Source organism: Mycobacterium sp. E787, assembly GCF_001668725.1.
Taxonomy (GTDB): domain Bacteria; phylum Actinomycetota; class Actinomycetes; order Mycobacteriales; family Mycobacteriaceae; genus Mycobacterium.
In genome coordinates this window covers 25475-44208 of record NZ_LZKL01000095.1, presented here as the reverse complement: position 1 = coordinate 44208, position 18734 = coordinate 25475, and the positions used below count along the sequence as shown (strand labels likewise).

The 18734-nt window shown below is 66.6% G+C and carries 21 protein-coding genes; 12 read left to right on the top strand and 9 right to left on the bottom strand.

Translation table 11 applies throughout. The features are described 5' to 3' along the window. Positions 1–33: 33 nt before the first annotated feature. The 7 genes from A5705_RS18850 to A5705_RS18820 all read right to left on the bottom strand — a co-directional run bounded on the left by A5705_RS18850 (position 34) and on the right by A5705_RS18820 (position 6707). Positions 34–234, bottom strand: a complete 201-nt coding sequence (locus A5705_RS18850; RefSeq protein ID WP_067875139.1) for a ferredoxin — start codon at positions 232–234, stop codon at positions 34–36. Beyond that, positions 231–1502, bottom strand: coding sequence for a cytochrome P450 (locus A5705_RS18845; protein ID WP_067875141.1), 1272 nt, complete (start codon positions 1500–1502; stop codon positions 231–233). Before A5705_RS18845 ends, A5705_RS18850 begins: the two co-directional genes overlap by 4 nt. Positions 1503–1625: 123 nt before the next feature. Next, positions 1626–2153, bottom strand: coding sequence for a hypothetical protein (locus tag A5705_RS18840; protein WP_067875143.1), 528 nt, complete (start codon positions 2151–2153; stop codon positions 1626–1628). Then, the gene (locus tag A5705_RS18835) at positions 2150–2764 is read right to left on the bottom strand and encodes a TetR/AcrR family transcriptional regulator (protein WP_067875146.1); all 615 of its coding nucleotides are present in this window, start codon (positions 2762–2764) and stop codon (positions 2150–2152) included. Before A5705_RS18835 ends, A5705_RS18840 begins: the two co-directional genes overlap by 4 nt. A 96-nt stretch (positions 2765–2860) precedes the next feature. Next, a complete protein-coding gene (locus A5705_RS18830) occupies positions 2861–4006 on the bottom strand; it encodes a thiolase family protein (protein ID WP_067875149.1) in 1146 nt (381 codons plus the stop codon). A 107-nt stretch (positions 4007–4113) separates the two neighbouring features. Beyond that, positions 4114–5280, bottom strand: a complete 1167-nt coding sequence (locus tag A5705_RS18825) for an acyl-CoA dehydrogenase family protein (RefSeq protein WP_067875151.1) — start codon at positions 5278–5280, stop codon at positions 4114–4116. A 128-nt stretch (positions 5281–5408) separates the two neighbouring features. Further along, positions 5409–6707 (bottom strand): amidohydrolase family protein, encoded by a 1299-nt coding sequence (locus A5705_RS18820; RefSeq protein ID WP_067875156.1) that lies wholly within the window; start codon positions 6705–6707, stop codon positions 5409–5411. A gap of 431 nt (positions 6708–7138) precedes the next feature. On the opposite strand from A5705_RS18820, the gene A5705_RS18815 reads away from it, so the two are divergent. The 8 genes from A5705_RS18815 to A5705_RS18780 are packed head-to-tail and all read left to right on the top strand — an operon-like array spanning position 7139 to position 13156. Next, positions 7139–7681, top strand: a complete 543-nt coding sequence (locus tag A5705_RS18815) for a carboxymuconolactone decarboxylase family protein (protein ID WP_067875159.1) — start codon at positions 7139–7141, stop codon at positions 7679–7681. A gap of 8 nt (positions 7682–7689) precedes the next feature. Then, positions 7690–8982 carry an aromatic ring-hydroxylating dioxygenase subunit alpha gene (locus A5705_RS18810; protein ID WP_067875161.1) on the top strand — a complete coding sequence of 431 codons (1293 nt, stop codon included), beginning with the start codon at positions 7690–7692 and terminating at the stop codon, positions 8980–8982. Further along, positions 8963–9289, top strand: coding sequence for a hypothetical protein (locus A5705_RS18805; protein WP_067875166.1), 327 nt, complete (start codon positions 8963–8965; stop codon positions 9287–9289). Before A5705_RS18810 ends, A5705_RS18805 begins: the two co-directional genes overlap by 20 nt. A gap of 3 nt (positions 9290–9292) precedes the next feature. Next, a complete protein-coding gene (locus A5705_RS18800; RefSeq protein WP_067875169.1) occupies positions 9293–10525 on the top strand; it encodes an amidohydrolase family protein in 1233 nt (410 codons plus the stop codon). Next, on the top strand, positions 10497–10931 hold the full coding sequence (locus A5705_RS18795; protein ID WP_067875172.1) for a nuclear transport factor 2 family protein: 435 nt from the start codon (positions 10497–10499) through the stop codon (positions 10929–10931). Before A5705_RS18800 ends, A5705_RS18795 begins: the two co-directional genes overlap by 29 nt. Positions 10932–10941: 10 nt before the next feature. Continuing rightward, positions 10942–12039 carry an acyl-CoA dehydrogenase family protein gene (locus A5705_RS18790; RefSeq protein WP_067875175.1) on the top strand — a complete coding sequence of 366 codons (1098 nt, stop codon included), beginning with the start codon at positions 10942–10944 and terminating at the stop codon, positions 12037–12039. Between the two features lie 23 nt (positions 12040–12062). Further along, positions 12063–12836: an acyl-CoA dehydrogenase family protein gene (locus A5705_RS18785; protein ID WP_068279460.1), complete on the top strand. Its 774-nt coding sequence runs from the start codon at positions 12063–12065 to the stop codon at positions 12834–12836. A gap of 56 nt (positions 12837–12892) precedes the next feature. Next, on the top strand, positions 12893–13156 hold the full coding sequence (locus A5705_RS18780) for a DUF4190 domain-containing protein (protein ID WP_067875177.1): 264 nt from the start codon (positions 12893–12895) through the stop codon (positions 13154–13156). Here A5705_RS18780 and A5705_RS18775 read toward each other — a convergent pair. After that, positions 13153–14328: an acyl-CoA dehydrogenase family protein gene (locus A5705_RS18775; protein WP_068279254.1), complete on the bottom strand. Its 1176-nt coding sequence runs from the start codon at positions 14326–14328 to the stop codon at positions 13153–13155. The genes A5705_RS18780 and A5705_RS18775 overlap by 4 nt on opposite strands. 242 nt (positions 14329–14570) lie before the next feature. On the opposite strand from A5705_RS18775, the gene A5705_RS18770 reads away from it, so the two are divergent. The 3 genes from A5705_RS18770 to A5705_RS18760 all read left to right on the top strand — a co-directional run bounded on the left by A5705_RS18770 (position 14571) and on the right by A5705_RS18760 (position 17320). Beyond that, positions 14571–15221: a TetR/AcrR family transcriptional regulator gene (locus A5705_RS18770; protein WP_067875183.1), complete on the top strand. Its 651-nt coding sequence runs from the start codon at positions 14571–14573 to the stop codon at positions 15219–15221. Between the two features lie 400 nt (positions 15222–15621). After that, positions 15622–16470, top strand: coding sequence for a mycofactocin-coupled SDR family oxidoreductase (locus tag A5705_RS18765; protein WP_067875186.1), 849 nt, complete (start codon positions 15622–15624; stop codon positions 16468–16470). 19 nt (positions 16471–16489) lie between these two features. Beyond that, positions 16490–17320: an SDR family NAD(P)-dependent oxidoreductase gene (locus A5705_RS18760; protein WP_156738280.1), complete on the top strand. Its 831-nt coding sequence runs from the start codon at positions 16490–16492 to the stop codon at positions 17318–17320. Here the strand turns inward: A5705_RS18760 and A5705_RS18755 are convergent. Beyond that, on the bottom strand, positions 17253–17723 hold the full coding sequence (locus A5705_RS18755) for a hypothetical protein (RefSeq protein WP_067875189.1): 471 nt from the start codon (positions 17721–17723) through the stop codon (positions 17253–17255). The genes A5705_RS18760 and A5705_RS18755 overlap by 68 nt on opposite strands. A gap of 139 nt (positions 17724–17862) precedes the next feature. Between A5705_RS18755 and A5705_RS18750 the strand changes: the two genes are divergently transcribed. Then, positions 17863–18732, top strand: a complete 870-nt coding sequence (locus A5705_RS18750) for a cyclopropane mycolic acid synthase family methyltransferase (RefSeq protein ID WP_067875192.1) — start codon at positions 17863–17865, stop codon at positions 18730–18732. Positions 18733–18734 lie beyond the last annotated feature (2 nt).

Here is an 18734-nt window from a genome sequence, read left to right as displayed (position 1 = left end):
GGCCTCGGTGAGGATGACATAGCCTTTCGCCACTCACGTCTCCTTCGTCACGTCGCTGATGGCCTGCTCGGGGCAGCATTGGATCGCCTCCTGCGTGGCCGATTCGAATTCCGTTGGCACATCGGCGGTTATCGCCTCGGCGTAGCCGTCGTCGGTCAGGTTGAACACTTCGGGACAGAGCGTCACGCACACGCCGTGGCCCCGACAGCGTTGGTCGTCGACCGAGACCTTCATGCCGGCGTGAACTCCAGGTGCAGTTCGGTCAGGCCGCGCAGGATGTAGGTCGGAACGTATTGGTAGCGGCGGTCGTTCGCCGGCCCGTGCCTGCTCTCGTTGATCCTGATGTCGGACGTCCGGTCGAGCAGGCGCTCGATCGCCACGCGGGTTTCGGCGCGCGCCAGCGGTGCGCCCGGGCAGCTGTGGATGCCGCGCCCGAACGAGATGTGCTGGCGCGCGTTCTTGCGGGCGGGATCGAAGGTGGACGGATCTTCGAACCGGCGCGGGTCCCGGTTGGCCGCCGCCTGCACGATCATCACGGTGGTGCCGGCGGGCAGGTCGACCCCGCCGACGTTGACCGGCCTGCGGTTCAGCCGGAAGTCCCCCTTGACCGGGCTCTCGAAGCGCAGCGACTCTTCGATGAAGTTCGGGATGAGGCTGCGGTCCTTGCGGAGTTGCGCCTGGATGTCGGGCCGCTCCCCCATGGCCTGCAGCGCCGCACCGAGCAAGCGGACGGTGGTCTCCTGCCCCGCCGAGAAGACGTTGCTGGCGACGCGGGCCACGTCTTCCACCTCGGGAATCGAGCCGTCGGGGTAGGTGGCGGTCGCCAGGCCGGTCAGCACGTCGTCCCGGGGTGCGCGCCGGCGGTCGCGGACATACTCGGAGAACAGGCCGTAGAGAAATTCCAGCGGACTGTGGGCCAGGGATCCCTTGGTGCCGCCGATGCCGCCGCCCGCGTGCTGGGCGATGCCCTTGACGAACTTGTCGCGATCCTCCATGGGCACGCCGAGCAGGTCGGCGATGACCAGCAGCGTGAACGGGCTCGCGAAGCCCTTGATGAATTCTCCGCGGCCGGGCGCCAGGAAGTCGTCGAGCGCCTGGTCGGCGAGCACCCACATGGCGTCCTCGTTCTCCTTGAGGCGCTTCGGGGTGATCAGCCGCATCATGAGGGAGCGGTGGTTGGTGTGGGTCGGCGGGTCGAGGGTGGGCAGTTGGTCGCTGAACGGCAGCTCGTCGCGATGTTCCTCGATCAAGTCGGTGATGTCGTCACCTTCGATCGGTACCGGGAATCCCGGGAACGGTCCGGTTACCGAGATGCACGACGACCACGTCTCGGCGTCGTTCAGCACCGCACAGGCTTCGTCCCAACCCGTCACCATGGTGACGCCGTGGTGGTTTTCCCGCGTTACGGGGCATTGCTGCCGCAGCGACTCGTAGTACGGGTAGGGGTCCGCGATGAGCTCGGTTCCCCGAAAGAAGTCCATCTTGGAGAAGTCGTTCGCCATCTTGCTCCGTTCGAATCTCAGCAGTGAGAATGATCCTCTCAGAGATGAGTATTACATTTCCACACGGGCCCGAGCGCAGTCAACGACGGGCCGGACCCGCCGACGGTGAGTCAGGCGAGTCGATCAGCCCGCGGGAACCAGGTCGGCGGCGACCGACGGGCAGGCCAGCAGCCCGCTTCGGAAGGTTTCGAGGCAGCCGATCGATGCCTGCGGCGCGCCGCCGCCTGACAGGGCGGCCGTGAGCGCCTGGGCCTTGAAGATCTTCGCGGCCATGCTCAATCGGTGTTGGACCACGCCGACACTGTCGTCCAGCTCGGCGGGCCAGCTTTCCCCCCACAGCGTCACCTCGGTGACCCCGTGATCGAGGGCCTGCAAGACGCCCTGCCGCACCCGCGGGTCGCATCCGAACAGGTCCGCCGCGGCCGCCAGGGCCTGGGGGCGGGGGTGCGAGTCCACCGCGGCCAGCGCGTCTTCGAGGTCGAGCGGCTGGGCGCCGAGGATCTGCAGCGGCCGGGTGTCGGGGTGGTCGGCCAGGTCGGTGAGCAGCACCGTGACGTCCCAGCCGGCCATCGCCCGGTCGAAGAGCCAGCCGCCGGCGAACCGCACGACGTCGACGACGCTCGAGGCGACGACGTCGAGCCGATACCTCATGTCCGCTCGCTCGTCTTCGGCGGCGCGAAGTCCCGCGCCAACGCCTCCGCGTACTCCTTGAACGCGTCGGTCAGCGGTATCGAAGGGTCGAGCAACCATATTGTTTCCATTCCGTGGACGAAGGCGAGAATTTCTACGGCCTTGACGGCGGGGTCTATGTCGGTGCGATAGCGGCCGTCGGCCTGGCCGCGCCGGATGAGGTCGCCGACGATGTCGATCGCCTCGCGCTGGCGGGACAGCATGCGGTCGTGCAGCGGGGCGTCGGGATCGATGTTCTCGATCAGCAGCACGGTGAACGTGCCCACCATGTCGGGCGCCCGGGTGAAGCGGTCGGCGACTCGGGCGATCTCGACCAGCAGATCACCCGTCCGGTCGGCATGGGAGTCGTCGTCGGCGTCGCGGGCGTCCAGCACCGCGTTCAGCAGCTGCTCCTTGGACTCGAAGTGATGCAGCAGCCCGGCGGGCGTGACACCGGCCTCCCCGGCGATCTGGGCGAGGGTGGTGTTACGCCAGCCGTTGCGGGTGAGCAGGCGCTGGGCGACGTCGAGGATCCGCTGCTTGCGGTCCTCGCCTTTGGCGAGCAACGTGTCGTATCGGCGGGCGACGGGCAAACGGGCTCCCTGGTTCGCGGATCAACCTACTGAACACACAGTAGGTTGGTTTGGTCGCTGTGACAAGGGTCTCGCCGGTCCGCGCGCAGGGCCGTTTTAGGAGACCAGCTCCACCAGGGTGGCATTGGCGGTGCCGCCACCTTCGCACATCGTCTGCAGCCCGTAGCGAATGCCGTTGTCGCGCATGTGGTGCGCCATGCGCGTCATCAGCACCGCACCGGAGGCGCCGAGCGGGTGCCCCAGCGCGATGGCGCCGCCCAGCGGATTCATCCGCCGCGGGTCCGCCCCCGTTTCCGCCAGCCAGGCCAGCGGGACCGGCGCAAACGCCTCGTTGACCTCGAAAACTCCCACGTCCGCCAGCGCGACACCGGCCTTGGTCAGCACCTTCTCGGTGGCCGGAATGGGACCGGTCAGCATGAGCACCGGGTCCGCCCCGGTGACGGCGCCGGCGCGGTAGCGCAGCAGCGGCGTCAAACCCAACTCGACCGCCATCTCCGAGGTGGTCACGAGCAGCGCGGCCGCCCCGTCGGAGATCTGCGACGAGTTGCCCGCGTGGATCAGGCCGTCGTCGACGAAGGCGGGCTTGAGCCCCGCCAGCTTCTCGGCGGTTGTTCCGCGGCGCACCCCCTCGTCGGCCACGACCGTCCCGTCGTCGGTGAAAACCGGGACGATCTGGTCGGCGAACGCGCCGGCGTCCTGGGCCGCGGCCGCCCGCTCGTGGGACTGGACCGAGTAGTCGTCGAGCCGACTGCGGGAAAAACCCCACTTCTTGGCGATCATCTCCGCCGACAGGCCCTGGTTGAACGAGAAATCGTCATAGCGCGCAAGGACTTTCGGGCCGTACGGCATGCCGGTCGCCCTGGCCGCACCGAGCGGGACGCGGCTCATCACCTCGACACCGCCGGCCACGACGACGTCCTGCTGACCGGACATCACCGCCTGCACGGCGAAATCCAGCGCCTGTTGGCTGGAACCGCACGCCCGGTTGACCGTGGTTCCCGGAATGGTTTCCGGCCAGCCGGCGGCCAGGACCGCGTAGCGCCCGATGTTGCTGGATTGGTCGCCGACCTGGGACACGCAGCCCCAGATCACATCGTCGACGATCTCCGGTCCAACCCCGGCACGAGCGAGCAATTCGTTGAGGACCACCGCGGACAGGTCGGCGGCGTGCATGCCGGACAACCCGCCGTTGCGCTTCCCCACTGCCGTCCGTACCGCCTCGACGATGACTGTCTCACGCATGTGCTCTCCGATGGCTCTTGGTCCTTGGATCTTGATATCACCCCGCGGAAGGGGGTCGACCGTCGGTGCGCTGAGCCATGCAATCGGGCTTCTGCGGCGCGCCCTGGTCAATAGCTCCGCGGTAGTTTCAGCACATTGGATCCCAGGAAATTCAGGATCATCTCCTGGCTGACCGGCGCGATCTTCATCAGCCGGGCCTCACGGAAGTAGCGCGTGATGTGGTACTCCTCCGCGTAGCCCATGCCGCCGTGGGTCTGCAACGCCCGGTCAGCGGCGGCGAAGCCGGCGTCGGCGCACAGGTACTTGGCGGTATTGGCTTCGCGCCCACAGGGTTTGCCGTTGTCGTAGAGCCACGTCGCCTTGCGCAGCATCAGCTCGGCGGCGTCGAGGCGGGCCAGGGAATCGGCGAGCGGGAACTGCAGGCCCTGGTTCATGCCGATGGGCCGGCCGAACACCTCACGCTCGTTGCCGTACTTCACCGCCTTGTCCAGCGCCACCCGCCCTATGCCGAGCGCCTCGGCGGCGATCAACATCCGCTCCGGGTTCAGGCCGTCCAGGATGTACTGGAAACCCTTGCCCTCCTCGCCGATTCGGTCCTCGACCGGCACTTCGAGATTGTCGATGAACAACTCGTTGGAGCTGACGGCGTTGCGGCCCATCTTGCGGATCGGGCGGACGTCGACGCGGCTGCGGTCCAGATCGGTGATGAACAGCGTCATCCCGTCGGTCTTCTTGGTGACTTCCTCGTAGCTCTGGGTGCGGGTCAGCAGCAGGATCTTGTCGGACTCCATGGCCTTGGAGATCCACACCTTGCGCCCGTTGACGATGTAGCGATCGCCGTCGCGCTTGGCGAACGTCGTGATGCGCGAGGTGTCCAGCCCCGCACCCGGTTCGGTCACCCCGAAGCAGACGTGCACCTCGCCCGTCGCAACCTTGGGCAGCGTGCGCGCCTTGAGTTCGTCGGAGCCGTGCACCACCACCGGTTGCATGCCGAAGATGGACAGGTGAATCGAGCTGGCGGCGTTCATGGCGCCGCCGGACTTGGCGACCTCCTCGAGCAGGATTGTGGCCTCGGTGATTCCGAGGCCGTGGCCGCCGTACTCGGTCGGGATCGTCATGCCCAGCCAGCCGCCATCGGCGATGGCCTGATAGAACTCCGTGGGAAACTCGTGCGCCTGGTCTTTTTCCATCCAGTACTGGTCGTCGAACTTCCGCGCCAACTCTGCCACCGACCGGCGGATCAGCTGCTGGTCGTCGGTCAGCTCGAAGTTCATTCCGGCGCCGGGCACTGCTGGATCTCCTCTCAGCGCGAGCAGACACAAGTGCCCGACACGCCGACGAATTTGGCGCTTTTGCTGGGGGTACCTCCCGCTTGCGGGGGACTGCTCGGCGCCGGTGCGGCTTAGTCCTTGTTGCCCGTGAGGGCCTTCGCGTTAGCCGCGAATTCCGCGAACGACGAGCCCCCTCGGGAGTCCTTCGCGTGGCCCGCCGCCTTGATGGACACGTCATGCCCCTCGGCGGCCTTGCGCAGCGCACCGACGGTCGCCTGTTCGCGCGAAATGTGCGTGAACGGGTCGAACGAGTACCACCGCATCGCGTTCTCGTGCGTCATCTTGTTGATTTCGTCGTCGGGAACGTTGTTGAGGGACAACACATCCCACAGCTCTTCGGGCGCGCCCGGCCACATCGAGTCGCTGTGCGGGTAGTCGGCCTCCCAGCAGATGTTGTCGATACCGATCATGTTGCGCAGCGCCACGCCGACCTTGTCGCTGATGAAGCAGGTCAGGAAGTGTTCGCGGAAAACCTCGCTGGGCAGCTTGCCCTTGAAGTCCTGGTGCGTCCAGGCGGAGTGCATCTCGTAGGTCCGGTCCGCGCGCTCCAGGAAATAAGGAATCCAGCCCGTTCCGCCCTCGGAGAGCGCGATCTTCAGATCCGGGTATTCCTTGACCGGCCGCGACCACAACAGGTCTGCGGCGGCCTGCACGATGTTCATCGGCTGCAGCGTGATCATGACGTCCATCGGCGCATCCGGCGCCGTGATCGCGAGCCGGCCTGACGAGCCGATGTGCACGTTCATCACGGTGTCGGTGTCCACCAGGGCTTTCCACAGGGGGTTCCAGTACTCGTCGTGGAAGCTCGGGTAGCCCATCGCGGCGGGGTTTTCGGTGAAGGTCAGCGCATGCACGCCCTTCTTCGACACGCGGCGCACCTCGGCGGCGCACGCCTCGGCGTCCCAGATCACCGGGATCGCCATCGGGATGAACCGCGCGGGGTAAGCCCCGCACCACTCGTCGATGTGCCAGTCGTTGTACGCCTGCACCAGCGAGATCGAGAAGTCGTGGTCGTCGGTGACGAACAGCCGCCCGGCGAAGCCGGGGAAAGACGGGAAGCAGATCGAGGCGAGGATGCCGCCGGCGTTCATGTCCTTGACCCGCTCGTCCACGTTGTAGCAACCCGGCCGGATCTCGTCGAGGCCGGTCGGCTCGATGCCGTACTCCTCCTTGGGGCGGCCGGCCACCGCGTTGAGCGCCACGTTCGGGATCACCGTGTCGCGGAACTTCCACATGTCGGAGCCGTCCGGGTTGTGCACGAGTCGCGGCGCATCGTCCAGGTACTTCGACGGTAGGTGATTCTTGAACATGTTCGGCGGCTCGACGGTGTGGTCGTCCACGCTGATCAGGATCATGTCTTCTTTGTTCATGGCCAGTCCTCTCCAAGTCCGATCCAGCTGAGCGATTCGGACGCGCCGCTCCGGCACGGCATCGGCGGGTCACCGCCCGGCGCCAAGATCACTATTTTGAAAACTATCTTCTCGTGCAGAGAGAATCAACATCCAGCACTGCCGCCGGGACAGCGCGCCCGTCTGACCAGCGACTAAGTAACCGGGCCGGGTGCAGTCCCCGAAGCCACGAAGCGCCAACAGAAATGCCGGACTTGCGCGGCCGGCGACGGATCGCCGCAGCGCCGGACCGACAGCATCGCCGCTGACGCAGCACGGCCGATGGGCCGGGGGATATCTTCGCCGCCGGCATTGACCCGCCGACCGAATCGTGCAACTCTGTTAGTTAGAAATGAGAATCTGATTCTCTTTGACCGAGAGTTGGTCGCGAGGACGCCGAGAGGAGACCGCGGATGCGTCTGCAGCCGCTGCCTGCCGATCAATGGGACGACGCCGTCGAGCAGGCGCTGTCGGGCATGCTGCCACCGGAACGGCGTAATCCCGAAGACGCCGGCACGCTCATGTCGACGCTCGCGCGCCACCCGAAGCTGGCGCGCGCATACCTGCGGTTCGGCGGATATCTGCTGCTCGAGTCATCCCTCCCGGCGCGCATCCGCGAGCTGGCCATCCTGCGGGTCGCCCATCGGCGCGAATGCGCCTACGAGTGGTCACACCACGTCGACATCGCCATGAAGGCGGGACTGACCGACGCCGAGATCGCGGCCGCGCGATCCGGCGAAGCCGACGACGAGTTCGAGCGCGCGGTATTAACCGCCGTCGATGAGCTCGACGAGAAGTCGAATATCTCGGACCGGACGTGGGCCACCCTTTGCGAACGGCTTGACGAACGCCAGCGGATGGACCTGGTGTTCACCATCGGCGGCTACATCGCGCTCGCGATGGCCATCAACGCTTTTGGCGTTCAAATCGAGAACACCGAGACCCGGAATAGATAGGTAGAGCCTTGCCCCATTTCCCCAAGCCGGCCGCAGGCAGCTGGACAGAGAACTACCCCGAACTGGGCACCGCGCCGGTCGATTACACCGATTCCGTCGACCCGGCATTCTTCGAGGCCGAGCGCGAGGCGATCTTCAAGAAGACCTGGCTCAACGTGGGTCGGGTGCAGCGGCTGCCGCGCACCGGCAGTTACTTCACCAAGGAGCTGCCCTCGGCGGGCAAGGGCATGTCGGTCATCGTCGTCAAGACCAAGGAGGGGGCGGTCAAGGCGTACCACAACATCTGCCGCCACCGCGGAAACAAGTTGGTGTGGAACGACTTTCCGCACGAGGAGACCGCCGGCACCTGCCGGCAGTTCACCTGCAAATACCACGCGTGGCGTTACAGCCTCGACGGCGACCTCACCTTCGTCCAGCAGGAGGACGAGTTCTTCGACGTGGACAAGAGCCGGTACGGCCTGGTGCCCGTCCGCTGCGAAGTGTGGGAAGGGTTCATCTTCATCAACTTAGACAACAACGCGGCGCCGCTCACCGACTACCTCGGGCCGCTGGCCAAGAGCATCGAGGGCTACCCCTTCGGCGAGATGACGGAGACCTACTCCTACCGGGCCGAGGTCGGCAGCAACTGGAAGCTGTTCATCGATGCGTTCGTCGAGTTCTACCACGCGCCGATCCTGCACCAGGGGCAGTACACCAAGGAAGAAGCCGCGAAGATCCAGAAGTACGGCTATGAGGCGCTGCACTACGAACTGGCCGGCCCGCACAGCCTGCAATCGACCTGGGGCGGTCAGGCGCCACCCGCGGACATGAGCATGGTCAAGCCGATGGACCGGGTACTGCGCAGCGGTTTGTTCGGCCCGTGGGACAAGCCCGAGATCATCGAGAACCTCGAGTTGCCGCCGGGCGTCAACGTGAAGCGGGTGCCGCAGTGGGGCATCGACTCGTTGCTCTTCTACCCGAACTTCATGTTGCTGATCTGGGAGCCCGGCTGGTTTTTGACCTACCACTACTGGCCGACCGCCGTCGACAAGCACGTCTTCGAGTGCACGCTGTATTTCGTTCCGCCGCGCAACGCGCGCGAACGCCTGGCCCAGGAGCTGGCGGCGGTGACGTTCAAGGAGTACGCGCTGCAGGACGCCAACACCTTGGAAGCAACCCAGACGATGATCGGCACCCGGGCCGTCACGGAATTCCTGCTGTGCGATCAGGAAGTCCTGATCCGTCACCTGCACAAGACGACCGGTGACTATGTGGCTAATTGGGCGAAGGAGTACCAGGGCAATGGCAAAGTTACCGTCTGAATTCGCCGACCTGGCACCCTTTTTGGATTGGGACCTGGCCACCGAGCCCGAGCGCTACGCCAAGCGGCTGGCGTCTAGCATGACAGAGATGCAGGCGTTCTACGATGCGGCATTCCCCCGCCTCAACGACGCCATCGCCTACTGCGACAAGTTCCCGCTGGACGATCTGCCCGAGGACGCCCGTACGCTCATGCACATCATGCAGTCGCTGGTCATGGTGTCGTTCCCGATCGAGGCGTGGAAACAGGCGCGGGTACCCGACAGCGGCGCGGCCTGGGTGGAATGCGTCCGGGAACCGGTGATCTAACCGGTGTTGACGCTCAAGGCCACCGGGCTGCTCGACGTCGACAGCGGCGAGATCATCTCGCCCGGCATCGTGCGAGTGGACGGCGACCGGATCGTCGGCATCGGTGGGCAATCCGAGGGCGAACTGATCGACCTGGGCGACCGAATCCTGCTGCCGGGCCTGATGGATATGGAGGTCAACCTCCTGATGGGCGGGCGCGGGGAGAAACCCGGCCTCTCCCAGGTGCAGGACGACCCGCCGACGCGGGTGCTGCGGGCGGTCGGCAACGCGCGCCGCACGTTGCGCGCCGGGTTCACCACGGTGCGCAACCTCGGGCTTTTCGTCAAGACCGGTGGCTATCTCCTCGACGTCGCGCTGGGCAAGGCGATCGACGCGGGCTGGATCGACGGACCGCGGGTGGTACCGGCCGGACACGCCATCACCCCGACCGGCGGGCATCTGGATCCGACGATGTTCGCCGCGTTCGCGCCGCACGTGCTGGACCTCACCGTCGAGGAGGGCATCGCCAACGGGATCGACGAAATCCGCAAGGCGGTGCGCTATCAGATCAAACACGGCGCCGAGCTGATCAAGGTCTGCTGCTCGGGGGGTGTGATGTCCCTGACGGGACCGCCTGGCGCGCAACACTATTCGGACGACGAACTGCGCGCCATCGTCGACGAGGCGCACCGGCGCGGGCTGCGCGTCGCCGCGCACACCCACGGGGCCGACGCGGTCAAGCATGCCGTCGCCGTCGGCATCGACTGCATCGAGCACGGCTTTCTGATCGACGACGAGGCGATCGCGCAGCTCGTGGAGCACGGCACCTTCCTGGTGAGCACCCGGCGGCTGGCCGACGGCGACGCGATGGACGTTTCGCACGCCCCGCCGGAGCTGCAGGCCAAGGCCGCCGAGATGTTTCCCAAGGCGCGCACCTCGATACTGGCCGCCTACCAGGCGGGCGTGAAGATCGCGGTGGGCACCGACGCCCCCGCGATTCCGCACGGCCGCAACGCCGATGAGCTGGTCACCCTGGTGGATTGGGGCCTGCCGCCGCTGGCGGTGCTGCGCGCCGCCACGGTGACCGCCGCCGAGCTGATCAACGCCACCGACCGGGGACGGCTCGCGCCGGGCCAGCTCGCCGATATCATCGCGGTTCCGGGAAACCCGTTGCAAGACATACGGGTTACCCAGAACGTCAGTTTCGTCATGAAAGGCGGCAAGGTCTATGTCGACAAGTCAACCCACCAGAACTGACGACCTGGTCGAGATCCAGCAGCTGCTGGCCCGCTACGCGGTCACCATCACCCAGGAAGACATCGACGGGCTCATCGGCGTCTTCACGCCGGACGGGACCTACAGCGCCTTCGGATCCACCTACAAGTTGGACAGGTTTCCCGAGCTGGTGGCCGCGGCCCCAAAGGGCCTTTTCCTCACCGGAACCGCGTTGGTCGAAAACATCGACGGCGACTCCGCGAGCGGCACCCAGCCGCTGTGCTTCATCGACCATGCCACGCACGACATGCGGATCGGCTACTACCGCGACACCTACTCCCGCACGGCCGACGGGTGGCGGCTGAAGACCCGCGCCATGACGTTCATCCGGCGCAGCGGCGTGCACGATTCCGGGCGCCCGCACGCGGTCGGCCGCCCGCAGCCCTGAAAGCCGAGCCGTGAATGTCGAGGAGTTCCGGGCGGGCCTGCGCGCGTGGCTCGACGAGAACGACCTGACGCCGGGGGCCGACCACTCGCTGCAGGGCCATATGGAGCAATTCGCCCGGGTGAGCCGGGCGCTCTATGACGCCGAGTGGATGCGCTACGGCTGGCCGCAAGAAGTGGGCGGGCTGGGCGGGCCCGCCGTGCTGCGCGCGATCGTCGGCGAAGAGGTCGTCGGCCGGCGTCTCGCCGAGCCGGGTCCGTACTCGATGCTCGAGGTGCTCGCGCCCACGATGATCGATTACGCACCGGCCGAACTCGCCGCCGAGATGGTGCCGCGGCTGCTGAGCGGTCGCGAGCAATGGTGTCAGGGCTTTTCCGAGCCCGGGTCCGGCAGCGACCTCGCCTCGCTGACCACCCGCGCCACGCCCGACGGCGACAACTGGATCGTCAACGGACAGAAGGTCTGGACCAGCTTCGCGCAGTTCTCGACGCGCTGCGTCCTGCTCACCCGCACCGCTCCCGGCCACGATGGCATCACGGCGTTCTTCGTCGACCTGGACACCCCGGGCATCACGATTCGTCCGCTGCGCACTATGCACGGCGTCGACGAGTTCTGCGAGGTGTACTACGACGACGTGGTGGTCCCGGCGGCCCGGATGCTGGGCCGGCCGGGCGATGGCTGGCGACTCGCGATGGACCTGCTGCCCTACGAGCGTTCCACCTGCTTCTGGCAGCGCATCGCCTACCTGTATTCGCGGTTCGACGAACTCATCGCCGAGACTGCGGCAGCCGGGGACACCGACGAATCCGCGCTCGGCGCCGCCTATCTCGCGCTGCACACGGTGCGCTGCCGGTCCCGTGACACCCAGCACCGGCTGGGTGAGGGTGCGCGGCTGGGGGCCGACACCTCCATCGACAAGGTGCTGCTGGCCACCGCCGAGCAACGGCTCTACGACACCGTCCGCGACCTCCTGCCCGCGACGCTTGAACTTGACGACACGCCGTGGCGCGCGGAGTACCTGTACTCGCGCGCGGCCACCATCTATGGCGGAACCGCCGAGATCCAGCGCAACATCATCGCCCGCCGGCTGCTCGACCTCGGGAAGGAGTGATCGTGGACCCCGAGGCGCTGCGCATGCTGGCCGATTCCCTGCGCACCACCATGACCGCCGCGAGCGGCGCCAAGCTCGACGCGGCGCTGTCCGACCTCGGCTGGCGCGACATGCTCGATGAGATACCAGACATCGCAATACCTTTGGTGTTCAGGCTGCTGGGCGAGACCGGCGCGCACGCCCCCGTCCTCAACGACGTCGTGCTGGGCGCGGCCGGCGGCACCCTGCCGCTGCCGTTTGCCGGCCGCGGCTGGGTGGTGTGGGAGCGCAGCGACGGTTCCGGCCCGGCGATCGACGGCGAGCTGCCGATACACCGTGTGGCGCAGGGGGATCCACTGCCGCAGGCCGCACTGGCCGCCGGCCGGCGGGCGGTCGGCTGGTGGCTGATCGGGACCAGCCGGGCGATGCTGTCCCTGGCCCGCCGGCACGCCCTGGATCGCGTCCAATTCGGCAGGCACATCAGCTCGTTCCAGGCGATCCGGCACCGGCTGGCCGAGACCCTCGTCGCCATCGAGGGCGCCGAGGCGACGCTGAACGCCGCCGCTGAGCCGGACGACGCAGACGGTCTGGCCCCCCTGCTCGCCAAGGCCGCCGCCGGTCAGGCCGCGCTGACCGCCGCGCGCCACTGTCAGCAGGTGCTGGGCGGCATCGGTTTCACCGCGGAGCACCCGCTGCACCGTCACGTCAAGCGGTCGCTGATGCTGGATGCCCTGCTCGGCTGCAGCCGGGAATTGACCCGCGAAGCCGGAACGATACTGCGAGCCAACGGCTTTGCGCCACGGCTGGCTCAGCTGTAACCGCCGACCGCGCTCCTGCGCGTACACTCGTCTGGCAACCACGAGGACAGGACGCGATGACTCAGCCCGATGCACCCCGAAACGAGGTCGGAGTCGCTTCGCTGCTTGTGGGCCTCGTCGCGCTCCTCACCTGCTGGCTGCTCATCGGTGTGCCCTTCGGCATCGCGGCGGTGATAACCGGCGACGTCGCACGCCGGCGCGTGCAGCGCGGCGAGGCCGACAATCCCCGAATCGCCCTCGCGGGCATGGTATTGGGCGCGGTGGCGATCGCGGCGGGGCTCGTCGCGATCGGCTACTACGCCTGGTTGGACGCCCGCTAGTTGCGCGGCAGGCCGAGCACCCGCTCGGCGATGATGTTCCGCTGAATCTCGGACGTGCCGCCGGCGATGGTCGCGGCGAAGGTCCGCGCGTATCGATCGAACCAGCTGCGGTAGTGGCTGTCGAGGTTCAGCGGGGCGAACGGGGCGGTGACGGCGTGATAGACGAGCCCGTCGGCGTGCGCGGCATTGAGCGCGTCCTCGGAGGCGCGTTGCAGGGCCTCGGAGCCGAGCAGCTTGAGCACCGACTGCGCGGGCACGTCCTCTTCCCCGCGGGCCGCGCGCGCCAGGGCCGCCGACCCCAACAGCCGCAGCGCATAGGAATCCATCACCAGGGTCGCGTAGCGGTCGCGCTCAAGCGATCCCGACGGGCTGAAATCGATGGTCAGCTCGTGCAATAAGTCGACATAACCCATCCACAGCATGACCCGTTCGTGGCCGAGCGAACCGGTCGCCACGCGCCAGCCCCCGTTGAGTTCACCCACCAGATTCTCAGCCGGCACGCGCGCGTCGGTGAAAAACACCTCGTTGAAGTCGATTTCGTCGTCGTCACACATCGACGCGAAGGGGCGGCGCACCACGCCCGGGGTATCGGTGGGAATCATCAACGCGCTGATGCCCTTGTGTTTCGGCTTGTCCGGATCGGTGCGCACGAACGCCAACAGCACGTCCGCGTCGTGCGCGCCTGACGTCCACACCTTCTGCCCGTTCACCACGAAGTGGTCCCCATCAAGCAGGGCCCGCGTCCGCAACGAGGCCAGGTCCGAGCCCGCGCCGGGCTCACTCATCCCCAGCGATGCGGTGATCTCGGCCCGCAGGATCGGCACCGCCCACCGCTGTTTCTGCTCTCGGGTGCCGAACGTCAGCAACGACGCCGCGATGATGCCCACGCCCTGCGGGTTGAAACTCTGATAGATGCGCCGACGGCCCAATTCCTCCAGATAGACGTACTGCTGCAACAGCGTGGCGTTGCGGCCACCGAATTCAGGCGGGTTCCCGGGCAGCAGCCACCCGCTGTCGAACAGCAGCCGTTGCCAGCGCCGGGCCCACTCGGGGATGTGCGAACTGGACCTTGGCCGCTCGACCGCCTCGGCCTCCGACGGCAGATGTGCGTCCAGAAAGGCCACGAACTCTGCGCGGAACGCCTCGACGTCGGCGTCAAAAGTCAGCTGCACGGCACTCCTTGAAGGACTCTCAGAAAGACTCCCCGAACGGCGGTTCCCGGATTCTCCGGCATGGCGGGGTCTGCTCTTGCGTTTGCGCTTCCATACACGCGTCTAAGAGAATAGTATTCTCGCCGTGAGAAAGTTACAATCTCCGACACGGCGTCCATAGGGGGTCGAGCGAACCGATGGCACGGCGTTCTCCGGTAGAGTCCAACCATGTTCTCCCCACGCGGCAATCGTCTGAGCCGCCCGTGACGAGCCCGAGCGAAGAGCCCGCCTGGAAGCAGCGCGCCGTCGAACGGTCCATCAAAACCGCGAAACTGCGGGCGGCGCAACGCGTTCAGCGCTTCCTCGACGCCGCGCAGGCGATCATCATCGAGAAGGGCAGCACCGACTTTACCGTCCAGGAGGTCGTCGACCGTTCCCGCCAGTCGTTGCGCAGTTTCTACCTGCAGTTCGACGGCAAGCACGAGCTGCTGCTCGCCCTGTTCGAAGACGCCCTGAGCCGTTCCGCCGACCAGATCCGAGCGGCCACGGAGAGCCAGACCGACCCGCTGGAGCGTCTCAAGGTCGCCGTCGAGCTGTTGTACGAGGCGTCGCGCCCCGACCCGACGGCCAAGCGGCCGCTGTTCACCGACTTTGCCCCGCGGTTACTGGTCACGCACCCGGCCGAGGTGAAGGTTGCCCACGCACCGCTGCTGGCGTTGCTCACCGAGCTCATGGAGGCGGCCGCCGACGCCGGCAAGCTGCGCAGCGGCGTCAACGCGCGCCGGATGGCCGCCATGACCATGCAGACCGTCATGTTCATCGCGCAATCCAGCGGCGGCTCCGACGACGCGACGACCCACCCCATCACCGCCGACGAGGTGTGGGATTTCTGCTCACGCGGATTCGTCGGCTGACGCCGCGCGCCGAGGCCCGTCCGCAAGGGATCCGAGCAAATAGCGCACGCCGGTTGCCCAACGAGAATCCTATTCTCTAATATCTAGAACGACGATTGACGGAAACGGATTCGTCGTTGACACCCGCTGTCGGGTGATGACAGAGTCACAGGCGGCACGATCCGCGCTTCCGGGGGAACGCGGTTCCGGCGAGAGGCGATTGACCCCGTGACACTCAGCGCGCCGCACCCATACTGCCTCGGCCCGGCGGGGGCATCGCGCTCGAAGGGACCTTGGAGCGCGTCGAAGAGTGGGGCGCCGACCTCGCCGACGCCAGCTGTCCCCGACTTCCACCGTGCGGGGATGGGAGACCATGCCGGCCGTTCTCGGCTGAGCGAATCAGGAAATGAGGTAGTAGCCAATGACTGGACGTGTCGAAGGCAAAGTCGCTTTCATCACCGGGGCGGCGCGCGGTCAGGGCCGCAGTCACGCGGTGCGGCTGGCGCAGGAGGGCGCCGACATCATCGCCGTGGACATCTGCAAGCCCATCCGCGAGGGCCTCGCTGACACGGCGATTCCGGCGTCGACGCCCGAGGATCTGGCGGAGACGGCCGACCTCGTCAAGGGCCACAACCGCCGGATCGTCACGGCCGAAGTCGACGTGCGCGACTACGCCGCGCTGAAGGCCGCCGTCGACAGCGGCGTGGAGCAGCTGGGCCGGCTCGACATCATCGTGGCCAACGCGGGCATCGGCAACGGCGGTGAAACGCTGGACAAGACCAGCGAAGAGGACTGGACGGAGATGATCGACGTCAACCTCTCGGGCGTGTGGAAGACCGTGAAAGCCGGTGTCCCGCACATCGTGTCCGGCGGCCGCGGCGGGTCGATCATCCTCACCAGCTCGGTCGGCGGCCTCAAGGCCTACCCGCACACCGGGCACTACGTCGCCGCCAAGCACGGTGTCGTCGGATTGATGCGCGCCTTCGCGGTTGAGTTGGGGCAGAAGATGATTCGCGTCAACTCCGTACACCCCACCCACGTGAGCACCGCGATGATCATGAACGAGGGGACGTGGCGGATGTTCCGGCCTGATCTCGAGAACCCGGGCCCCGACGACATGGCGCCGATCTGCCAGATGTTCCACACGCTGCCGATCCCGTGGGTGGACCCGATCGACATCAGCAACGCGGTGCTGTTCTTCGCCTCCGACGAGTCCCGCTACGTCACCGGGGTGACCCTGCCCATCGATGCGGGGAGCTGCCTTAAGTAGCATCCGGTCGGTGACTGGAATTGCCGGATTTGAGGGACGCGGCGCCGTCGTGACCGGCGGGGCGAGTGGCATCGGTCTGGCCACCGCCACGGAATTTGCCCGCCGCGGAGCGCGGGTCGTGCTCGCCGACGTCGACCGGCCCGCGCTCGAACAGGCCGTGGCGCACCTGGGCGCCCAGGGGTACGACGCGCACGGCGTGATGTGCGACGTCCGGCACCTGGGCGAAATGCGTCACCTCGCCGACGAGGCCTTTCGCCTGCTGGGCCAGGTCGACGTGCTGTTCAGCAACGCCGGAATCGTCGTCGCGGGGCCGATCGCGGCGATGACGCACGACGACTGGCGCTGGGTGATCGACATCGACCTGTGGGGCTCGATCCATGCCGTCGAGGCGTTCCTGCCGAGATTGCTGGAGCAGGGCACGGATGGCCATATCGCGTTCACCGCGTCCTTCGCCGGACTGGTGCCCAACACGGGCCTGGGGGCGTACGGCGTTGCCAAATATGGCGTTGTGGGCCTGGCCGAGACGCTGGCGCGTGAGGTCAAGGACAACGGCATCGGCGTTTCGGTGCTGTGCCCGATGGTGGTCGAGACCAAGCTGGTCTCGAACTCGGAACGAATCCGCGGTGCGGATTACGGGCTGGCGTCCTCGCCCGAGGGCGCGTTCGGTCCGCTGCCGGCACAGGACGAGGGCGTGAACGTGGTCGACGTGGCCAGGCTGACCGCCGACGCGATCCTGGCCAACCGCCTGTACATCCTGCCGCACGAGGCGGCGCGCGCCTCGGTCAAGCGTCGGTTCGAGCGGATTGACCGTACGTTCGACCAGCAGGCCGCTGAGGGCTGGGCCCACTAGAGACGCGCACCGGGATGAACAGTGCCGCGGCCGCCAACACGGCCAGCGGCAACAGGATTCCGTTCACGGTGGCATCCCGGGTGTTGTACATCTGCAGCATCGACAGGTGATAAATGCAGTGCAGTGTGTTGAAGACGAGCCACGTCAGCGCGGTGACCCTGACCAGGGTTTGGTTGGCGATCAAGAGGAACGTCACGGCGGTGAGCGTCGCCAATGCCAGAAACATCGCCCCGACGTCTTTGACGAAGTGCTCGTTGTACGGGCCGAGTTGCGGGAGCCAGCTCATGCCCAGACCGGGGAAATCGTCATACCAGTGGCGCGGCGCCACGTAGGCCCACACACCCGTGACGGCGCCGCCGGCGCCAAGAACGGCCAACAAGATTCGATGGAACAGTGCGTTCATACCCTTCAGACACCGCAGCGGTGAAAGATGTGACGACCCGACCGGGACCGGGACCGGCAAGGGCCGCCGTGAGCCCTTCGTACGCCGGCCGGATTCGCCCTACAGTGGACCACGACCGACCAGGAAGGGCACCGGGAACATGGCCGAAGAGCTGACGCCGCATTTCGAGGACGTGCAGGCGCACTACGACCTGAGCGACGACTTCTTCCGCCTGTTCCTCGACCGCACTCAGATGTATACGTGCGCCTACTGGCTTGGGGGCGACGACATGACCCTGGAACAGGCGCAGATCGCCAAGATCGATCTCTCGCTGAGCAAGCTGGACCTCAAGCCGGGCATGACGCTGCTCGACCTTGGCTGCGGCTGGGGAGCGGCCATGATGCGAGCCATCGAGAAATACGACGTCAACGTCGTCGGCATCACGCTGTCCAAGAACCAGGTCGCGCACGTCGAGCAGCTGTTCGCCGCATCGGACAGCCCGCGCTCCAAGCGGGTGTTGCTCGAGGGCTGGGAGCGGTTTCACGAGCCGGTGGATCGGATCGTGGCGATCGGCCCGTTCGAACACGTCGGCTACGACCGGTACGACGCCTTCTTCGAAAGGACTTACGAGCTGTTGCCGAGCGGCGGCACGATGCTGTTGCACACGATCACCGTCCTGTCGGAGAAGGAGATCATCGAGTCCGGCCTGCCACTCACTCCGGCGATCGTCGAATTCAGCGACTTCATGAAGACCGAGATCTTCCCCGGCGGCTACCTGCCGACCATCGACATGGTGAAAGAGTTCTCGGCGAAGGCCGGCTTCAAGCTGAAGCGTCGCCAGTCTTTGCAGCGGCACTACGCGAAGACCCTCGACGTATGGGCCGCGGGCCTCGAGGCACACAAGGCCGAGGCCATCGCGATCCAGTCCGAAGAGGTCTATGAGATGTACATGAAGTACCTCACCGGCTGCGCGAATCTCTTCCGCAAGGGCTACACCGACCTCAACCAGTTCACCCTGCGGAAGCAGTGATT

What these genes read in the sequence shown, in the direction of transcription:
- A5705_RS18850 (WP_067875139.1), bottom strand. Translation starts at nt 234, where the DNA reads ATGAAGGTCTCGGTCGACGACCAACGCTGTCGGGGCCACGGCGTGTGC.
- A5705_RS18845 (WP_067875141.1), bottom strand. Translation starts at nt 1,502, where the DNA reads ATGGCGAACGACTTCTCCAAGATGGACTTCTTTCGGGGAACCGAGCTC.
- A5705_RS18840 (WP_067875143.1), bottom strand. Translation starts at nt 2,153, where the DNA reads ATGAGGTATCGGCTCGACGTCGTCGCCTCGAGCGTCGTCGACGTCGTG.
- A5705_RS18830 (WP_067875149.1), bottom strand. Translation starts at nt 4,006, where the DNA reads ATGCGTGAGACAGTCATCGTCGAGGCGGTACGGACGGCAGTGGGGAAG.
- A5705_RS18825 (WP_067875151.1), bottom strand. Translation starts at nt 5,280, where the DNA reads ATGAACTTCGAGCTGACCGACGACCAGCAGCTGATCCGCCGGTCGGTG.
- A5705_RS18820 (WP_067875156.1), bottom strand. Translation starts at nt 6,707, where the DNA reads ATGAACAAAGAAGACATGATCCTGATCAGCGTGGACGACCACACCGTC.
- A5705_RS18815 (WP_067875159.1), top strand. Translation starts at nt 7,139, where the DNA reads ATGCGTCTGCAGCCGCTGCCTGCCGATCAATGGGACGACGCCGTCGAG.
- A5705_RS18805 (WP_067875166.1), top strand. Translation starts at nt 8,963, where the DNA reads ATGGCAAAGTTACCGTCTGAATTCGCCGACCTGGCACCCTTTTTGGAT.
- A5705_RS18795 (WP_067875172.1), top strand. Translation starts at nt 10,497, where the DNA reads ATGTCGACAAGTCAACCCACCAGAACTGACGACCTGGTCGAGATCCAG.
- A5705_RS18785 (WP_068279460.1), top strand. Translation starts at nt 12,063, where the DNA reads ATGCTGGCCGATTCCCTGCGCACCACCATGACCGCCGCGAGCGGCGCC.
- A5705_RS18780 (WP_067875177.1), top strand. Translation starts at nt 12,893, where the DNA reads ATGACTCAGCCCGATGCACCCCGAAACGAGGTCGGAGTCGCTTCGCTG.
- A5705_RS18765 (WP_067875186.1), top strand. Translation starts at nt 15,622, where the DNA reads ATGACTGGACGTGTCGAAGGCAAAGTCGCTTTCATCACCGGGGCGGCG.
- A5705_RS18755 (WP_067875189.1), bottom strand. Translation starts at nt 17,723, where the DNA reads ATGAACGCACTGTTCCATCGAATCTTGTTGGCCGTTCTTGGCGCCGGC.
- A5705_RS18750 (WP_067875192.1), top strand. Translation starts at nt 17,863, where the DNA reads ATGGCCGAAGAGCTGACGCCGCATTTCGAGGACGTGCAGGCGCACTAC.